This window comes from Microbacterium sp. cx-59 (assembly GCF_020805625.1).
In the GTDB taxonomy this organism is placed as follows: Bacteria; Actinomycetota; Actinomycetes; order Actinomycetales; family Microbacteriaceae; genus Microbacterium.
Map to the genome: position 1 here is coordinate 251,041 of NZ_JAJHGO010000007.1, position 17,892 is coordinate 268,932.

A 17,892-nucleotide genomic window follows, 5' to 3' on the forward strand; every position below is an offset into this window, starting at 1 on the left:
GTGCGCGATTCGTACCGCGACCCGCGGCAGACGCCCGCCGAGCGCACGACCGACCTGCTCGGTCGCCTCAGCCTGGAGGAGAAGGTCGGGCTGATGTTCCACACCGTGATCGAGTCCGGTCCCGGTGGATCGCTCGTGGAGACGACCGGATCGCTCAGCAAGTCGCCGACGCGCACCGTCGTGCGCGACAAGCACATGAACCACTTCAACGTGCACGGGCTCGGCACCCCCCGCGAGGCCGCGCGCTGGGCCAATGCGCTGCAGCGGCTGGCCGCCGAGACCGAGCACGGCATCCCGGTCACGATCAGCACAGATCCGCGCCACGCCTTCACCGAGAACGCCGGCGCGTCCTTCGCGGCCCGGGGGTTCTCGCAGTGGCCGGAGCCGCTCGGACTCGCCGCGCTCGATGACGCCGACATCCGCGAGTATGCGCAGATCGCGCGCCGCGAGTACCTCGCCGTCGGCATCCGGATGGCGCTGCACCCGCAGGTCGATCTCGCGAGCGAACCGCGCTGGGGGCGGCAGTTCCAGACGTTCGGCGCGGATGCCGAGCGCACGACCCGCGCTCTCGTCGCGTACCTCGAAGGGTTCCAGGGCCCCGAGCTCGGCCCCGATTCGGTCGCGTGCGTCACGAAGCATTTCCCCGGCGGCGGCCCGCAGCAAGACGGCGAGGACGCGCATTTCCCGTACGGCCGGGAGCAGGTGTACCCCGGCGGCGGGTTCGCGCTGCATCTCGCCCCGTTCCGGGCGGCGATCGCCGCGGGCACGGCCGGCATGATGCCCTACTACGGAATGCCGATCGGTCTCGAACTCGACGGCGAGCCCGTCGAGGAAGTGGGCTTCGGCTACAACCGGGCGATCATCACGGGACTGCTGCGAGAGCGGCTCGGCTTCGACGGCGTCGTCGTCACCGACTGGGAGCTGATCCACGACAACGTCGCCCAGGGCCAGGTGCTGCCGGCGAAGGCGTGGGGGGTCGAGCATCTTTCGCCCGCCGAGCGTCTGATCACGGTCATCGACGCCGGGTGCGATCAGTTCGGCGGCGAAGAATGCACCGACCTGCTCGTCGACCTCGTGCGCACCGGACACATCACCGAGGGGCGGATCGACGTCTCCGCGCGGCGCCTGCTCGAGCTGAAGTTCCGCCTCGGACTCTTCGACGATCCGTACGTCGATGAGGATGCCGCGGAGCGGATCGTCGGCTCGCCCGCGCACAGCGACGCGGGTTTCCGTGCCCAGGCCGCATCCGTGACCGTCCTGCGAGACGAAGGCCCGCTGCTCCCCCTGCGTCCAAACGAGGGGAGACGCGTGTACGTCGAAGGGATGTCGGCCGCGGCGGCGGCGGAGCTCGGCACGGTCGTCGGCCGGGCCGAAGACGCCGACCTCGCGATCGTCCGCCTGCCCGCGCCGTTCGAGCCGCGCGACGATCTGCTCTTCGAGTCGCTCTTCCATCAGGGGTCGCTGGAGTACCGGCCGGGTCTCGTGGCGCGGCTGCGGGGGATCGCTGCCGTCACCACGCTCATCGTGGATGCGGGACTCGAACGGCCCGCCATTCTCACGCCGATCCTGCCGCTCGCGACGGTGCTCGTCGGCACCTACGGCACGAGCGACGCGGCCCTCGTCGCGGCGCTGACGGGCCGCATCCGTCCGCGCGGTCGCCTGCCCTTCGAGATCCCGCGGAGCATGGATGCGGTGCGGGTCTCGCACGAAGACATTCCGAACGACACCGCCGACCCGCTGTTTCCCGCCGGCTTCCGGTGGAGCGGAGCGTCGGAGTGAGCGTCCGCGACCGGCTGACCCGGTTCGTGGCGGAGACCCTTCGCGGGGCCGCGATCGTGCACACGGCGCCCGTGGCGATGACGGCCTGGTCCGTGCCCGGAGAGCCGGTGCCCTTCGCGGTCGCACGCGCCCAGGACTTCGCCGCGTTCTCGGTCGGCGACCACTGGGGGCGCGCGTGGAGCACGCTCTGGGTGCAGGTGCACGGTGACGTTCCGCCGGACTGGGTGCGCGATGCGCACCGCCGGGTCGAGCTGGTGGTCGACCTCGGGTTCCACGATCTCGCCCCCGGGTTCCAGGCGGAGGCCCTCGCCTTCCGCCCCGACGGCACCGTGATCAAGGGCATCTCGCCGCGGAACGCGTGGTTGCCGGTCGACGGTGACCATCTCGACGCGTACCTGGAGCTCGCCGCCAACCCCACCATCCCCCCGGAGTCGCACTGGCGCCCGACGGCGCTCGGCGCGCCCTCCGCACCGGATGCTCCGCCGCTCTACCGGCTCGAGCGGATGGAACTCGCGCTGATCGACGCGCGCGCGGAGGATCTGCTCCGCGACATCGACGTGATCGCCGGTCTCGCCGAGCAGCTCCCCCCGGGCACACCCCGCGCCGCCCGGATCTGGCAGGCGCTGGACCGGATGCTGGACGCCATCGACCCGGACGACCTTTTCGGGTCGATCGAGTCCGCGCGCGCGGTGCTCGCCCCCGCTCTGGCCGCCCCAGCGGCGGCGAGCGCCCACACGATCGTCGCCACCGGCCACGCGCACATCGACTCCGCGTGGCTGTGGCCGGTGCGCGAGACCGTCCGCAAGTGCGCGCGGACGTTCTCGAACGTGCTCGACCTGCTCGAGCGGCACCCCGACCTCCGCTTCTCCTGCTCCTCGGCGCAGCAGCTCGCGTGGGTCGAGGAGCACTATCCCGACCTCTTCGCCCGCATCCGGGACCAGGTGCGCGCCGGACGCTTCGTGCTCGTCGGCGGGCAGTGGGTCGAACCCGACACGAACCTGCCCGGTGGTGAGGCGACCGCACGTCAGCTGATCGTCGGCAAGCTCTGGTTCCTGGAGAAGTTCGGCGTCGAGACCACCGAGGTGTGGCTGCCCGACACGTTCGGTTACAGCGCGGCGCTGCCCCAGATCGTGCGGCTGTCGGGCTCCGACTGGTTCATGACGCAGAAGATCTCGTGGAATCAGACCAACCGGATGCCGCATCACTCCTTCTGGTGGGAGGGCATCGACGGCACTCGCGTGTTCACCCACTTCCCCCCGATCGAGACCTACAACGCGGAGCTCTCTCCCGCCGAACTCGCACACGCCGAGCGGACGTTCCTCAATCACGGCACGGGAACGGTCTCGCTCGCACCGTTCGGTTGGGGCGACGGCGGCGGCGGGCCGACCCGCGAGATGGTGGCATCCGCCCACCGGCAGGCCGACCTCGAGGGCTCGCCGCGCGTGGTCCTGGGGACACCGCGGGACTTCTACGAGCGCGCCGCCGGCGAGAACCCCGCACTGCCGGTGTGGTCGGGCGAGATGTACCTCGAGCTGCATCGCGGCACGTTGACCAGCCAACTGCGCACCAAGCAGGGCAACCGGCGTGTGGAGCGGATGCTGCACGAGGCCGAGCTGTGGGCCACCACCGCCGCGGTCCGCGCCGAGCTGCCGTATCCGCTCGAGGCGCTGCAGCGCGCGTGGCAGCGGACGCTGCTGCTGCAGTTCCACGACATCCTCCCCGGCAGTTCGATCGCGTGGGTGCACCGGGAGGCCGAGGCAGACCACGCGCGGTTGCTGGGCGAGCTGGACGAGATCATCCGCACGAGCATCGCCGCGCTCACCGGCGACGGCGACCTCGCGCTGACCGCAAACTCGGCCCCGCTCGGGATCGCGGGAGTGCCCGCGGGAGCGATCGATGCGCCGGCCGCGATCGGGGCGCCGGTCACCCTCGTGCCCGCGGGCGACGACGGATGGATCCTCGACAACGGGCTCGTGCGGGCCGAGGTGGACGGCGACGGCCTGCTGCGGTCTTTGCGCGACGCCTCGGGCCGCGAGGCGATCGCCCCCGGGGCACGCGCGGGTCGCCTGCTGGTGCACCCCGATCACCCCGACAAGTGGGATGCCTGGGACATCGACCGCCACTATCGCGCGCGGGCGGTCGATCTCGGGCACGCCGACGAGGTCACCGCGGAGGTGGTCGGTGAGGTCGCGCAGATCCGGGCAAGCCGGTCGACCGGGGCCTCGACCATCGTGCAGACCGTGAGCCTCCGGCCCGGCAGTGGCGCCGTCGACGTGACGCTGCACGTGGACTGGCAGGAGCGGCATCGCCTGCTCCGGATGTACGTGCCCCTCGACGTGCACGCGGACCGCTCGAGCGCCGAGATCCAGTTCGGTCATCTCGAGCGACCCACCCACAGCAACACCTCGTGGGACGCGGCGCGGTTCGAGATCGTGGCGCAACGGTGGATCCACGTCGGCGAGCCGGGATACGGCGTCGCGATCGCGAACGACTCGACCTACGGGCACTCCGTTGAACGCGAGACGCGCCCCGACGGCGGCACGACGACGACCGTCGGCCTGTCGGTGCTGCGCGCTCCGACATTCCCCGACCCGGACGCCGACCGCGGTGCGCACGACATCGCCTTCGCCATCCGACCGGGTGCGGGCCTCCGCGAGGCGGCCGAGGAGGGGCATCGTCTGGACGGCGGCGTGCGCCGGGTGCGCGGCGCGCAGGCGGTCGCGCCGCTGATCCGCTCGACCGATCCCGACGTGCGGGTCGAGACGGTGAAGCTCGCCGAGGACGGCTCGGGCGACGTGATCGTGCGCCTGTACGAGGCATCCGGGGGCCGCCGCACCACGGCGCTGCACATCGATGTTCCTGGGGCGCGCGTGTACGAAGTGGACCTGCTCGAGCGCACGATCGTCGGCGGCCGCCAGTTCGCGTCGGGCGACGGCATCATCCTCACCCTGCGTCCCTTCGAGATTCTCACCCTGCGCTGCGCACGGCGCGCAACGCACCTTCCCTCCCCCTGACCCTCAGCGATTAAGGACAACGATGTTCGGTACTTCGATGGTGTTCGGTACTTCGATGCGGCGGGCGACGGGCTGGACCGTCGCGCTCGCGATGATCACGGGAGGCCTCGTGCTCCACTCCTCCGACGCACGCGCAGAATCCGCACCGGTCGCGGCGCTCGAGACCGCGCCGCGCACCGTGACGACGGCGACCGAGTTCGACGGCCTGCGGCAGAAGTACGCCACCATGCTGTCGGGCGGCCAGACGTTCGACGGGTCCGACCCGGATATCGCCGCCCGCGTCGCGAGCATCACGGCATCCGGTCAGCAGTACTGGGATTCGATGAAGAAGAACGCCGACCGGAACCGGCTCTGGGACGACTCGCCCTTCGGGAACGATTCGGCGAGCGCGACGCGCACCTACCAGCACCTTCGCGACATGGCCCTCGCGTATGCAACCCAGGGCTCCGCCCTGCAGGGGAACGCTCAGCTGCGGGCCGACCTCATCGGCGCGCTGGACTGGATGAATGCGAACGTCTACTACAACGGCGCCACCCTGTACCAGAACTGGTGGCACTGGCAGATCGGAGCGCCACTGGCGCTGAACGACATCGTCGCGCTGATCTACAGCGACCTGACCAGCACCCAGGTGTCGAACTACATGGCCGCCATCTCCTACGCCCAGCCGACGGTCGCCATGACCGGCGCCAATCGGCTGTGGGAGAGCCAGGTGATCGCGATCTCCGGAATCAACGCACAGGATGCCGCACGCGTCGCCGCGGGCCGGGACGGCCTGAGCGCTCTCTTCCCGTACGTCACGACGGGTGACGGCTTCTACGCGGATGGATCCTTCGTCCAGCACAACTTCTACGCCTACAACGGCGGATACGGCGCCTCCCTCCTCTCCGGGATCGCCGACCTCATGTACCTGCTCGACGGCTCCACGTGGGATGTGGTCGACCCGAACAGCGCCCATGTGATCGAGTGGGTGTACGACGCCTACGAACCGTTCATCTACAACGGCAACCTGATGGACATGGTGCGCGGCCGCGAGGTGAGCCGCTTCGGCGCGCAGGACGACGCGGCAGCGGTGTCGGTGCTGGCCTCCATCACGCGACTGTCCGAGATCGCTCCCGCCGCGGACGCCGCAGCGTTCCGGAGCATGGTCAAGGCGTGGCTGTCGGTGGATGCGGACAAGACGTTCCTCTCGACGGTGCCGGTGGACCTCATCGTGTTCGCCAAGGGCCTTCTGGGCGATGCTTCCGTGCCGGTGCGCGATGAGCTCGTGACGAATCGCCAGTTCACCGGTATGGATCGCACGGTTCATCTGCGACCGGGGTACGGGTTCGGCATCAGCATGGCCTCGAGCAGGATCGGCGGCTACGAAGCCATCAACTCGGAGAACGCGAAGGGCTGGCACACCGGCAACGGGATGACCTTCCTCTACAACAACGATCTCAGCCAGTTCCACGACGGCTTCTGGCCGACCGTCGACAGCTACCGTCTCCCGGGAACGACGGTTCTGAAGAACACGACCCAGCCCGCGAACAGCCGCACCGACAAGTCCTGGGTCGGCGGCGCGAGCATCCTTGACCGATACGGCGTCACCGGCATGGATTTGCACCCGGTCGGACGCACGCTGGAGGGCAAGAAGTCGTGGTTCATGTTCGACGATGAGATCGTCGCGCTGGGCGCGGGGATCACGAGTACCGACGGGATCGGTACCGAGACGATCGTCGAGAACCGCAAGCTGAACACCGCGGGCGACAATGCGCTGTCGATCAACGGCGCCGCAAGGCCGTCCACGCTCGGCTGGACGGAGACCGCGGCCGGGGTGAACACCGCGCATCTCGCGGGCAGCGTTCCCGGCTCCGACATCGGCTACTACTTCCCGGGCGGCGCGACGGTGAAGGGGCTGCGCGAGCAGCGCACCGGAAACTGGAAGCAGCTCAACTCCTCGTCGGAGTGGGCGAACACCACGCCGATCACTCGGAACTTCCTCTCGCTCGCGGTGGACCAGGGCACGAACCCGACCAACGCGGCGTACTCCTACGTCCTGCTCCCCGGCAAGACGAATGCACAGGTGAGCGGCTACGCCGCGGCCCCCGACATCAGCATCCTCGAGAACTCCGCGTCCGTGCAGGCGGTGCGCGAGAACGACCTGAACGTCACCGGGATCAACTTCTGGAAGGACGAGTCGACATCCGCCGGCGGTGTCACATCCGACAAGAAGGCGTCGGTCATGCTGAGCTCCACTGCCGATAGCGTGGAACTGTCCGTCGCCGATCCCACGCAGAAGAACGCCGGGCACATCTACCTCAGCCTGGACTCGGCGGCGACGGGGCTCATCTCGAAGGACCCCGAGGTCACGGTGCTGCAGTACACACCGACGATCGAGCTGAAGATCAACGTGAACAACGCGCGGGGCAAAGACTTCAACGTGAAGTTCTCGCTCGGGGGCGCTCAGCAACCCAACCCCGCGCCGATCGCGGTGCCGAGCGTCTACGAGGCCGAGACGCTGCCCGTCAGCTCCCTCAGCGATTCCGTCTCGCTCTACAACGACACGAACGCGAGCGGCGGAAAGAAGCTGGGCGTCAACAACAACGCGGTCGGCGACTACATCGAGTTCAGCGTCGATGTGCCGCAGGCCGGCACGTACGACATCGGGGCCCGCGCCTTCAAGTCGGGAGGAACGGGCATCTCCCAGCTGTCCGTCAACGGAACGAACACCGGAAGCCCGCAGGACTTCTTCTGGAACACGACCGCCGCCCAGAAGGACCTGACCTTCGGTGCGTACACCTTCCCCGCGCCCGGGAGCTATCTGGTGAGACTGACGACGACCGGCAAGAACAGCAGCGCCTCGGGGTACAAGTTGATGCTGGACTACCTGACGCTGGTCCCGGCGCCGGGGAGCTGAGGCTCGGGCGGCGGGCCGGCGGGTCGGCGGGTCGGGCGGTCGCGAGCGGCGGGAACCCGGCCCGAAGCGAGGATATCTGCCGAAGCGAGGAGGGAAACGAGGGATGCGGTCCTCGCTCCGGCAGATCTCCTCGCCCGGGCCGAGGGCCGAGGGCCGGGCGAGCTCCGCATCTACTCCATCTGGATGACATCGCTTCATCCCCCGGCACGACGACAGGAGCGGGCGGCGCGAGGAGGCTGGAAACCATCATCGGCCACCCGATCAAGGAGTCCTCATGCCGAAAGCCGCCCGCCCCTCGACCCCCTCCGCCGACGCACCTCGCCTGGGCGACCCCGCCTACAGCCTGCTCGGGCTCGCCGCGGGCACGCTGCTGCAGGTGGGAACGCTGGCCACCGCGTACGTGAGCACCTTCACCCTCACCTCGCGCAGCGACGCCCTCGGCGGTGTCGCGTGAGCGTCGCCGCACTCGCGGGCCGCACCCGGACCGCGCTGTCGAATGTCGTCGACATCGGCGCGATGGTCGTGAGCGGGGTCGTGATGGTCGGGATCTTCCTCGCCTCGCAGGTCGTCCGCGAGGTCGCCGACTCCGCCGAACGCCACCGAGTCCGTGCCGTCAGTGCGGGCTCATGACCTGAAGCGCCGCCGGCTGCACCTGCGCCCGGAAGGTCTGCGCCAGACCGGCCGTGTCGCCGTCGAGCTGGTAAGCGACCGGGCGATCGAGCACCACTTCCACCCGCTCGCCGCTGAGGCGCCGGAGCGGTGCGTCGGGAGAGTCCTTTCGACGCACACCGAGCACGAGACGCAGCAGCCCCCTCGCCCCGCCTCCGCCCGCGGCGATCAGAACGTGAAGCGCGCCATCATCCGGCTCCGCCGCCGGAATGAGCGCCAACCCGCCCTGTAAACGACCCACGTTCCCCACTAGCACCATGACGGAGTCGCCGTCGTGGACACGTTTCCCGTCGATCGTCACGGTCGCCCGGAAGGGCCGCATCCGCATCTGCTGGACCGCCGCGACGACGTACGCGCCGCCCTTGATGAACTTCTTCAGTCGAGCGCTCGTGTCGCGCATGATCTGCGCATCCAGCCCGACCCCCGCCATGACCGCAAACGGCGTGTCGACACCGTCGACGCTCCAATGCACCAGGTCGATCGACCGCGCTCGCCCGTGCAGCGCGAGGTCGAGCGCCTCATCCTCGTCGAGCGAGATTCCGAGGTTGCGGCCGAGAAGGTTTCCGGTGCCGGCAGGAATGAGGGCAACGGGCACACCGGAGCCGGCCAGCTCGGCGCAGACGGTGCGCGCCGTCCCATCGCCGCCGGCCACGAGCACGCGGTCCACCCCCTGCGCGAGCGCGTACTGCGCCATCGCGTTCCCGGGGTCGTCCTGCCGCGTCTCGATCCACAGCGGCGGCTCCCACCCGCTGCGCGCCAGCGCGAACTGAACGCGCCGGCGGAAGAGGTCCAGGTCGAGGATCTTCGTCGGGTTGTAGATCACGGCCGCTTTGCCGCCCGACTCCGCGGGAAGCTCGCGAAGACGCCAGGCGCGACCGATCGCCTCGACCCCGCTGACCCACAGCGCGCCGGTGGCGATGCTGGTGCCGAGCAGCACGCCGCCGATCAGGTCCGTGAGGCGGTCGGTGCCCATCGCCCACATGCTCGTTCCCACGAGCGCGACGAACAGCATCCCGAGCGCTCGACGGCGACGCTGCGAGCGCGGCGACCGGCGTTCCGCGTTCGCGAGGGTCACCGCCACCCACGTCAGCACGGTCGCGCCGACGATGTGCCCGGAGGGGTACGCCGACCCCCACGCCGATACGGAGTCGGCGAAGTCCGACACCGGATGCGGCCGGCCGATCATGGCGCGCTGCACGTCCCAGAGCACCAGCCCCACCGCGGCGATCGTCAGGGCGAGTGCGAGCCGCCGCTGCCGCTGGCGAAGCGCGTTCAGCGCCGCGACCGCAGTGACGAGAAGGACGACGTACGGATGCGTCACCAGGGCGAACGCCTCGACCGCCTGCCCGGGTGCGGTGCGAGGCCCGAGCGGCGGCGTCTGGATCAGGGCGTCGATGGGAGCCGTCATCCCGGTCACGACGGCGCCCGTCCACACGGTGTACACGGCGAAGGCGCAGAGGAACCACACCAGCTCCGTCTTGCGCCGCGATCTCGACGTCGTCACTTCGGTGAACTCCGCGGGGCGGAGGGCGGAGGGGCTTCCGGTCACGATGCGCTGCCTTCTGTGGAGCTCGCCGTGGCGCGATCTGCGCCGGGGATCTCGAGCTGTTCCAGATTTCCTTGCGACCGTCACGCGGGCGTGCACCTGACGGATCGATCGGTCTGCTGCATCCGCAGTACGGCTACTTCATTTGCAGTAGGCGGGCCGGTCCGTCCGCACGATTGCCCCGAGCGCCATCCCGGGGATTCTGGAGCTCGACCTCATTTCTCGACCTCGAAGGACCCTCATGTCTACGTTCTTGTCTCACGTCGGGCGCTTCAGCGCTCGGTTCCGATGGGTGGTGGTGATCGCCTGGCTGGTGGTGTTCGCCGCACTCATCGGTGTCTTCGCGATCGGCAGCAGCTCGGGTTCCGGTGATACCGCCGAGACCTCGGTCCCGGATTCCGCGGCGTCGCTCGCGCTCGAGCGGATGAACGAGGAGTTCCCCGCCGCGGCGTCGACCGGCGCGAGCCTTCAGCTGGTCTTCGCCCCCGAGAACGGCGATGTCACCGACGCGGCGACCGCCGCCGAGATCGAGGCGTTCCTCGCGGATGCAGCGAACCTCCCCGGTGTGCAGGCGGTGACCGATCCGCTGGATGCGGCGCAGCCCTACATCTCCGAAGACCTGACCCTCGCGGTGTCGACGATCACGTACGGCGACCTCAGCGCCGACCAGCAGATCGAGTACTACGACGCTGCGCTCGCGCTGCAGGAGAACGCTCCGCCGGCCCTGGGTGTCGAACTCGGCGGCAACCTCGTTCCCCTCGGCGCACCCGAACCGGGAATCGGGGAAGGCGTCGGCGTGCTCGTCGCGTTCCTCGTCCTCGCGCTCACCTTCGGTTCCCTGCTCGCCGCCGGCGCCAATCTCCTGATCGCCGCCTTCGGTGTCGGCGTCGGGCTCATGGGCATCCTCGCCTTCGGCTCCATCGTGCCGATCAGCGACAACAGCATCATCCTCGCCGCCATGCTCGGGCTCGCCGTCGGCATCGACTACAGCCTGTTCATCCTGTCGAGGTTCCGAAACGAACTCCGCGGTGGGCGGAGCGTGGATGACGCGATCGCCCGGGCAACCGGAACCGCCGGCACCGCCGTGGTCTTCGCGGGTCTCACCGTGATCGTCGCCCTCGTGGCGCTCCTCGTCGCGAACCTCAGCTTCATCACCGAAATGGGAATGGCCGCCGCCTTCGGAGTGCTGATCGCGGTGCTGCTCGCCCTCACCCTGCTGCCGGCGATCATGCGATTCCTCGGCGTCCGCGCGCTGTCGCGGAAGCAGCGGAAGGCCCTAGAACGGGGCGAGCTGTGGACCGAAGGGCAGCAGCAGAAGCGCGGCATCATGCGCGGATGGGGCAGTGTCGTCGTGAACCGCCCGTTCATCTCGTTGCTCACCGGCGTGCTGGTGCTCGTCGTGGTCGCGCTGCCACTGCTGAGCATGAAGACGGCCTTCAACGTCCCCGGCGGCGCTGACCCGTCGTCGACCGAACGCGCGGCATACAACCTGGTGCTCGACGAGTTCGGCGGCGTGCAGAGCCCGCTCATCGTGCTGGCCGAGGGCGACGATGTCGCGTCGTCGACGGCGACCGTCGAGGCGGATCTCGCCGCCCTCGACGGTGTGCAGCGGGTCATCCCGGCGGAGCTCAGCGCTGACGGCACCTTCGCTCGGATCATCGTGATCCCCGCGGGCGGCCCGATCGACGACTCCACGAAAGACATCGTGCACAGCGTGCGCGACAACGCCGACGCCCAACCCGGCGTCCACCTGGAGGTCACCGGCGAGACGGCGATCGGCATCGATCAGGACGCGCAGTTGATGGAGGCGCTGATCAAATACATCATCGTGATCGTCGTCATCTCGATCATCCTGCTGATCGTGCTGTTCCGGTCGCTCCTCATCCCGGTGATCGCGACCCTCGGGTTCCTCCTCTCGGTCGGCGCGTCGTTCGGCGCTTCGGTGGCCGTGTTCCAGTGGGGATGGCTGGACCCGCTCATCGCCGCCCCGCAGGGCGATCCGATGCTGAGCCTGCTGCCGCTCCTGCTGGTGGGAGTGCTGTTCGGCCTCGCGATGGATTACCAGGTCTTCCTCGTCTCGAGGATCCAGGAGATGCACCGCAAGGGCATGGACCCGAAGGCCGCGATCCGCGAAGGATTCGCCCGCTCCGGCCCCGTCCTCGTGGCTGCCGCGACGATCATGATCGTGGTGTTCGCCGGGTTCGCCACCAGCACGTTCGCGATCGGCGCATCCATCGCCTTCGGGCTGATGGTCGGTGTCGCCGCCGATGCGTTCATCGTGCGACTCGTGCTGATGCCGGCGCTTCTCTCGCTGCTCGGCAAGGCCGCCTGGTACCTCCCGAAGTGGCTCGACCGGATCCTCCCGGACGTCGACGTCGAGGGGCATTCCCTCGACGCGAAGGAGAAGAAGGAGGAGAAGGAGCCGATCCTCGTCGGCTGACACCCTCCGAAGAACGGGGCCGTTGCCATTCGGGCGACGGCCCCGTTCTCGGTATGCGGATGGTGCACCCGCGCCCCGCGTCTACTGGTCGGCGGCGAGTCCCGCGCGGTACGCGAAGGCCACGAGTTGCGCCCGGTCACGTGCGCCGACCTTGGTCATCGCCCGGTTGGCGTGCGTCTTCACGGTGAAGGGCGACACGAACATCTCCGCCGCGATCTCATCGTTCGACGATCCCCGGGTCGCCGCGACCACCACCGCGCGCTCGCGAGGGGTGAGCGTCTCGAACTTCTGCGCGAGCGCCTCGTCCACGCGCTGCACGGGCGCCTCGGCCACCCGGCTGATCGCGGCAGCGGCAGCGGAGGCCGAGAGCGCGCCGCCGCCCGACATCACGTCGGTGATGGCGGCGATGAGCTCGACCGGTCCGACGCCCTTGCCGAGGAAGCCGTTGGCGCCCGCGCTGAGCGCGGCGTAGACGTTCTCGTCGTGCTCGAAGGTCGTGAGGATGATGATGCGAACCGCATCCGGCCCGTGGGTCCGGCGGATGCGGGCCGTCGCCTCGACCCCGTCGATCCCCGGCATACGGATGTCCATGAGCACGACGTCGATGGGCGTCTTCGCGAGCAGATCGAGGGCGACGAAGGCGTCCGCCGCATCCGCCACGACCTCGATCTCGGGGCTCGAGGAGATGATCGTGCGCAGGCCCGCGCGGATCATCTCCTGGTCGTCGACGATCAGCACCCGGATCATTCCGCGCTCCCCGTGGTCGGTAGTTCGACGTGCACGCGGAAGCGCATCCCCGTCTGTGTGATCTCGATCGTGCCGCCGGCGGAGTGCGCGCGCTCGCGCATACCGACGAGCCCGTAACCCGTGCGCGCGTCGGCGGCGAATGCGACCGCGGCGCGACTGTTCTCGACGTCGATGATCACCCGATCGCCCTGGCTCGTGACGGCCACACGAGCCGCACCGGTCCCGTACTTGCCGGCGTTGGTGAGCGCTTCCTGGACGATCCGGTAGGCCGCCGAGGACACGTCCGCGTCGAGCTCTGGGAGATCCCCCGCGACGTGCGCGTCGATCGGCGCGCCCGCGTTCGCCATCCGCTCGACCAGGGCCGGGATGTACTCGACGAGCGCCAACTCGGAGCGGCGATCGGTGTCACCGCCGGCGTCCCGAAGGAGGTCGAGGATCTGCTGCGTCTCCTGGAGCGTGCGCTGCAGCCCCTCCCGCGCCGACGTGAGCGCGGCGCGCGCGCCGTCCGCCTCCGCGGGGAGCGAGATCTCCGCGACCCCGACGTTGATGTTCACGACCGCGAGCTCGTGGCCGATGATGTCGTGCAGATCGCGGGCGATCCGCATCCGCTCGTCCGTCACGGCTCGGCGCAGCTCCCCCGCCTGGGTCGCCGCCAGGTCCGCGGCCCGCTGGCGCGCCGCATCCCACGACTCCGACTGCAGCCGGATGACGCTGCCCGCCGCCGCGGCGGCCACACAGAACGTCGCGGCCACGAGAGCCGGGGGCGACTCGAAGTCCCCCCCGTCGCGGATGACCAGCACGATGTACAGCACGGCTGCGCTCATCCCGGCCGCGAGCAGAACCCGACCGGCCTGCTTCGCGAACAAGAACATCGCGAAGACGGTGACCGTCCACACCCCGACGAACTCCACGGCGAGCAATGCGCAGACGGCGCTTCCGGCGGTCGTCAGTGCGAGCCCCACCCACCGTGCCCGGAACAAGACCAACAGGCCCATGCCCGACAGCAGAAGCCCGACGTATCCGAACGACCACTCCCGACTGATCAGCATGATCGAGAACTCGGTGACGAGGGCTGCGATCGCCGCACCCATCAGGATGATGTTCAGCAGCGGACCGCGCAGGAACCACGGCTGCCGGGGCCACTCGACATCCGGGGGATGAGCTTCGGCGTGCATCGCCCCATCATCCGGCATCCGGGTGTGTGCGGGGGCTTCCCTAGCCGTGGCGTGTACGCGAGGCCGGTCGTCGCGGCGACCTCCGCCTCCACGTCAGCGGCGCGCGACGTCGTATGTCACTCGCACGAGTCCGTCGCCGGCTGTTGAGTGGTGGCCGCGGAGGGTGAGCAGAACGTCGCGGTCAAGCTCTCCAAAGAGGCGAGTTCCGCGGCCGAGCAGCACCGGGGCGATCGACACGGTGATCTCATCGACGAGGCCCGCCGAGAGGAACGACTGGATGGTTCGACCGCCGTCGACATAGACGCGCTCGGCGTCGATCCTCGAGAGCGCGGCGCTCGCCTCGTCGACGGACCGCACGATCTGGGCGTGGTCGCTGGCGTCGAGGGTCGTGCTGAGCACGATGACGTTCTTCCCCTCGAACGGCCATTCATCGAAGCCCGACACCGTGTCGTACGTCGCCCGTCCGATGACGAGGGCGTCGACCGAGGGGAAGAACGTCTCCCAGACCAGTGCCGGATGCGTCCCCTCTTCGGTCCTGTGTTCCCGCGGCTCCGGGTCGGTCAGCCAGGCGAGGTCCCCGTCGGGGCCCGCGATGTAGCCGTCCAGGCTCGTTCCGATGAAGACGCATCCGCGCCAGGTGCGTTCCTCTGTCATGTTCGATCCTCTCAGGCGTCGGGGAATGGGTAATCGGCCGCCGCCGACTGATCACGGCAGTGTCGCCGGCCGCGGTTCTGTCCGGACGAGGGCGAGGTCCTCCGGATCGGCCGTGAAGATGTCTTCGACCGCCTGCCCGAACACCGCCGACAGACGCAACGCGATCTTCAACGTCGGCTCGTACCGGCCGTTCTCCAATGACACCACGGTCTGGCGTGACACGTTGATCCGGTGCGCGAGCTCGGCCTGACTCCAGCGGCGCTCGGCGCGCAGCGCGGGCAGGCGGTTGGCAATCACGCCTCGCCCTCGCCCCAACGACCCCAGGCGAACGCGACCATCCACACCGCACCCGCCGCCGCCGCGGGCACGGCTGCGGTCACCCGCGGGAGCCCGACCGCGGCCTCCAGCAGCGAGTACGCGAACCCCGCAACCACGATGATCACGACCGTGACCATCGAGGCACGCGCCGCGTCCTGACGCTCCACGCCCTCGGTATCGCCGCGAAGCAATGCACGCAGCGTCGTCGCCACGAGAAGCACCAGGCCCGCGATCGCGATCACAGCAAGCGCCCATCCCGCCCACGCCGGCAGAACCCCCTGCGCGTGCAACACACCTGCGGCAACCGCGCCGGCGAAGAACACGACCGTCCCCGTGACGACCGCGGCCCGCTCCCGTTTACTGAAATCTGTCATGACTCAAAAGTAAAGCTTCCTTGTCTTTATGGCAAGTAAACTTGTCATAGAACCGCACCGTAGCCGACGGCCTCTAGTCCCCGCGACGAACTTCCAGTGGGAGGACGTAACGCCTGCGACATTCGTGACGTCGTCGGCACAACCCGGTCGCCCACGCCGAGGCCGCCGCGCGGGACGCCGTCGTCACCATGCGCCTGCCCATCACTGAACGGGCAAGCGAGATACGTGTTGCATTTTTCGCACACCCGCGTGATGGTTGATTTACTTCACATCCAGAAGATGGTATGTTTTTCTAACACAGTGACACTGTTATATTTTCTTGACACGAATCGGGCGGTCGACGTGAAGCTGCAGTCCCCATCGGATCTCGCCCGACTAGTGAAGAACGCGCGCGCGCAACGGAGCCTCACCCAGCAGGAGGTCGCCGACGCCGTCGGCATCACTCGCCAGTCGCTTGCCCGCGTCGAACGCGGCCACGGCGGCGTCTCCTTCGACACCGTGTTGCTCATCCTCGACCAGCTCGACATCCACCTGGAAGCCACCCCGAAACGTCGCATTCTTACCCCCGCTGCGGCCACCACAACGAACGCCGCCCAGGCCGCGGCAGCCGCACTGGTCAAGCGCATCAACCCGTCGATCTCCTCCGGTGCCCTCGATGCACTCAACAAGCAGATCCTGCCCCAGATCGGCCCTGCGCTCCTTCCCAAGTTCGACACATCGAGCATCATGAAGCAGATCGAAGCTCACCTCGACTCGGCCGCACTCGCATCCATCCTCAAAGCCACCCGAGGCCTCACCGAGAGCCTTACCCTCCCCGGGTCCGTCCTCTACAGCGCGCCGCGAGCGGTGGAAGTCGGCGCCGAACCCGCCAAGAAGATTGAACCGGATGCTGAATCGAATACCGCAGGGCATACCGAATGATCCGCACCCTTGACGTGTACCTCTACGACGTCCGCGTCGCCATAATCAGCCGACGGGGCGCGAATCTGCAACTGCGCTATCTGCCCGAGTACGTCGAGTCGGAGAACCCTGTCCCCATTTCTGTGACGCTCCCCGTCGTCGCGACCACGTTTGGGAACGGCGACACCACGCGGTTCCTCGATAACCTCCTCCCCGATCGCGCCGATGTTCGCACTCGCTGGGCGCGGGAAGCGAAGCTGACCAGCGACAGCACCTTCGATCTGCTCACCGCCTACGGCGCCGACGTCGCCGGCGCGCTTGAGTTCTACCCTGCGGGCACAGCTCCCCGGCAGGAAGAGAACCTGACGCCGGTGACCGAGAAGGAGATCGGCGACCGCATCCGGCAGATCCGTCGCGACGACTCCGACTGGCTGCAGCACCGCGCCGCCGAAGAAGGCTTTTCACTCGGTGGCGCACAGGGGAAGTTTGCACTCACCCTTCGCGACGGCCAGTGGTACGAGCCCTCCGGTCGGCAGCCGTCGACGCACATCTTCAAGCCGGGCATCCACCCCCTGCCCGGCTCTGATGTCACCGAGCACATCACACTGCAGGTCGCGCGCTTGCTCGGGATTGAGGCGGCCGCCTCCACCATCGGTGAGTTCGACGGCGATCACGTCCTCATCGTGGAACGCTTCGACCGTTTCGACGTGGACGGTGCCATCAACCGAATCCACCAGGAAGACCTCGCACAAGCCACCGGAACCTCGCACGTCCAGAAGTACGAGGCCGACGGAGGCCCCGGCTATCGCGACATCTTCGCCGTCCTCGACCGCAACCTCAGCGCCACCGACGCTAAGGCAGCCAAGGAGCGGTTCGTGAAACTGTTCGTCTTTTCCTGGATCATCGGACACAACGACGGCCATTCCAAGAACTACTCCCTCACCCACGTAGCCGGCCGTAGCGTGCTCGCTCCGTTCTACGACCTCAACAGCTCGCTCCCGTTCACGCTGCCCGAGCAGGTCCTCGCCCACGACCCCGCAGTTTTCGACAACATTGAACTCGCCTTCACCGTCGACGCGGTGAACACGCTCGGCACATTCGGCGCCAGCAGCGTGCTGCGCCTCGAAGTCGACGCGCAGCTGCCCGAAGGACACCTGCGCGATTTCGCACTCCGGGTAGCCGCGACCCTCCAACCCGTCGTTGCCGCCGTCATCGAACAGCTCCCCGACCACCTAAAGCAACTTCAAGCCGTCATGCTCTACCCGCACGCCACTTACACGCGGGCGCGGAGAGTCATCGACACCCTCTCCTGAAGAGCCAACCACCGCGCCCGGCCTCGTAGCGCCGGCGTGAGGAACGAACTGGTGACAGGTCAAGTTG

General features: G+C 68.6%; 14 protein-coding genes. 8 read left to right on the forward strand and 6 right to left on the reverse strand.

Annotation, left to right across the window (positions count from 1 at the left end; genetic code table 11):
• The 5 genes from LMI96_RS08680 (at position 1) to LMI96_RS08700 (ending at position 8,319) form a co-directional block, all read left to right on the forward strand.
• Complete coding sequence (locus tag LMI96_RS08680) at positions 1 to 1,779, forward strand: glycoside hydrolase family 3 protein (RefSeq protein ID WP_228361193.1); 1,779 nt, start codon at positions 1 to 3, stop codon at positions 1,777 to 1,779.
• Positions 1,776 to 4,793, forward strand: coding sequence for a glycoside hydrolase family 38 C-terminal domain-containing protein (locus LMI96_RS08685; RefSeq protein WP_228361194.1), 3,018 nt, complete (start codon positions 1,776 to 1,778; stop codon positions 4,791 to 4,793). Before LMI96_RS08680 ends, LMI96_RS08685 begins: the two co-directional genes overlap by 4 nt.
• A 22-nt stretch (positions 4,794 to 4,815) precedes the next feature.
• On the forward strand, positions 4,816 to 7,689 hold the full coding sequence (locus tag LMI96_RS08690) for a polysaccharide lyase family 8 super-sandwich domain-containing protein (RefSeq protein ID WP_228361195.1): 2,874 nt from the start codon (positions 4,816 to 4,818) through the stop codon (positions 7,687 to 7,689).
• Positions 7,690 to 7,963: 274 nt separating this feature from the next.
• Positions 7,964 to 8,143 carry a hypothetical protein gene (locus LMI96_RS08695; protein WP_228361196.1) on the forward strand — a complete coding sequence of 60 codons (180 nt, stop codon included), beginning with the start codon at positions 7,964 to 7,966 and terminating at the stop codon, positions 8,141 to 8,143.
• Entirely contained in the window at positions 8,140 to 8,319 is a 180-nt protein-coding gene (locus tag LMI96_RS08700) for a hypothetical protein (RefSeq protein ID WP_228361197.1), read from the forward strand. The genes LMI96_RS08695 and LMI96_RS08700 overlap by 4 nt, the downstream gene beginning before the upstream one ends.
• Here LMI96_RS08700 and LMI96_RS16335 read toward each other — a convergent pair.
• Positions 8,303 to 9,907, reverse strand: a complete 1,605-nt coding sequence (locus LMI96_RS16335; RefSeq protein WP_228361198.1) for a diacylglycerol kinase family protein — start codon at positions 9,905 to 9,907, stop codon at positions 8,303 to 8,305. The two genes, LMI96_RS08700 and LMI96_RS16335, sit on opposite strands and share 17 nt — an antisense overlap.
• Before the next feature lie 238 nt (positions 9,908 to 10,145).
• Between LMI96_RS16335 and LMI96_RS08710 the strand changes: the two genes are divergently transcribed.
• On the forward strand, positions 10,146 to 12,344 hold the full coding sequence (locus tag LMI96_RS08710; RefSeq protein ID WP_228361199.1) for an MMPL family transporter: 2,199 nt from the start codon (positions 10,146 to 10,148) through the stop codon (positions 12,342 to 12,344).
• Positions 12,345 to 12,425: 81 nt separating this feature from the next.
• Here LMI96_RS08710 and LMI96_RS08715 read toward each other — a convergent pair whose 3' ends face one another.
• From LMI96_RS08715 to LMI96_RS08735, 5 genes are all read right to left on the reverse strand, one after another.
• Positions 12,426 to 13,091, reverse strand: coding sequence for a response regulator transcription factor (locus LMI96_RS08715; RefSeq protein WP_228361200.1), 666 nt, complete (start codon positions 13,089 to 13,091; stop codon positions 12,426 to 12,428).
• On the reverse strand, positions 13,088 to 14,266 hold the full coding sequence (locus tag LMI96_RS08720) for a sensor histidine kinase (RefSeq protein ID WP_228361201.1): 1,179 nt from the start codon (positions 14,264 to 14,266) through the stop codon (positions 13,088 to 13,090). Before LMI96_RS08720 ends, LMI96_RS08715 begins: the two co-directional genes overlap by 4 nt.
• Before the next feature lie 93 nt (positions 14,267 to 14,359).
• Positions 14,360 to 14,920 carry a dihydrofolate reductase family protein gene (locus tag LMI96_RS08725; protein ID WP_228361202.1) on the reverse strand — a complete coding sequence of 187 codons (561 nt, stop codon included), beginning with the start codon at positions 14,918 to 14,920 and terminating at the stop codon, positions 14,360 to 14,362.
• A gap of 51 nt (positions 14,921 to 14,971) precedes the next feature.
• A complete protein-coding gene (locus LMI96_RS08730) occupies positions 14,972 to 15,217 on the reverse strand; it encodes a helix-turn-helix transcriptional regulator (protein ID WP_308015755.1) in 246 nt (81 codons plus the stop codon).
• A complete protein-coding gene (locus LMI96_RS08735) occupies positions 15,214 to 15,612 on the reverse strand; it encodes a hypothetical protein (protein WP_228361203.1) in 399 nt (132 codons plus the stop codon). The genes LMI96_RS08730 and LMI96_RS08735 overlap by 4 nt, the downstream gene beginning before the upstream one ends.
• 252 nt (positions 15,613 to 15,864) lie before the next feature.
• Here LMI96_RS08735 and LMI96_RS08740 point away from each other — a divergent pair, with 252 nt between their 5' ends.
• Entirely contained in the window at positions 15,865 to 16,533 is a 669-nt protein-coding gene (locus LMI96_RS08740) for a helix-turn-helix transcriptional regulator (RefSeq protein ID WP_228361204.1), read from the forward strand.
• The gene (locus tag LMI96_RS08745) at positions 16,530 to 17,825 is read left to right on the forward strand and encodes a HipA domain-containing protein (RefSeq protein ID WP_228361205.1); all 1,296 of its coding nucleotides are present in this window, start codon (positions 16,530 to 16,532) and stop codon (positions 17,823 to 17,825) included. The genes LMI96_RS08740 and LMI96_RS08745 overlap by 4 nt, the downstream gene beginning before the upstream one ends.
• Positions 17,826 to 17,892 lie beyond the last annotated feature (67 nt).

Coding starts and splice junctions, on each gene's coding strand:
- LMI96_RS08690 (WP_228361195.1), top strand. CDS start 4,816: ATGTTCGGTACTTCGATGGTGTTCGGTACTTCGATGCGGCGGGCGACG.
- LMI96_RS08695 (WP_228361196.1), top strand. CDS start 7,964: ATGCCGAAAGCCGCCCGCCCCTCGACCCCCTCCGCCGACGCACCTCGC.
- LMI96_RS08710 (WP_228361199.1), top strand. CDS start 10,146: ATGTCTACGTTCTTGTCTCACGTCGGGCGCTTCAGCGCTCGGTTCCGA.
- LMI96_RS08715 (WP_228361200.1), bottom strand. CDS start 13,091: ATGATCCGGGTGCTGATCGTCGACGACCAGGAGATGATCCGCGCGGGC.
- LMI96_RS08720 (WP_228361201.1), bottom strand. CDS start 14,266: ATGCACGCCGAAGCTCATCCCCCGGATGTCGAGTGGCCCCGGCAGCCG.
- LMI96_RS08725 (WP_228361202.1), bottom strand. CDS start 14,920: ATGACAGAGGAACGCACCTGGCGCGGATGCGTCTTCATCGGAACGAGC.
- LMI96_RS08735 (WP_228361203.1), bottom strand. CDS start 15,612: ATGACAGATTTCAGTAAACGGGAGCGGGCCGCGGTCGTCACGGGGACG.
- LMI96_RS08740 (WP_228361204.1), top strand. CDS start 15,865: ATGGTTGATTTACTTCACATCCAGAAGATGGTATGTTTTTCTAACACA.
- LMI96_RS08745 (WP_228361205.1), top strand. CDS start 16,530: ATGATCCGCACCCTTGACGTGTACCTCTACGACGTCCGCGTCGCCATA.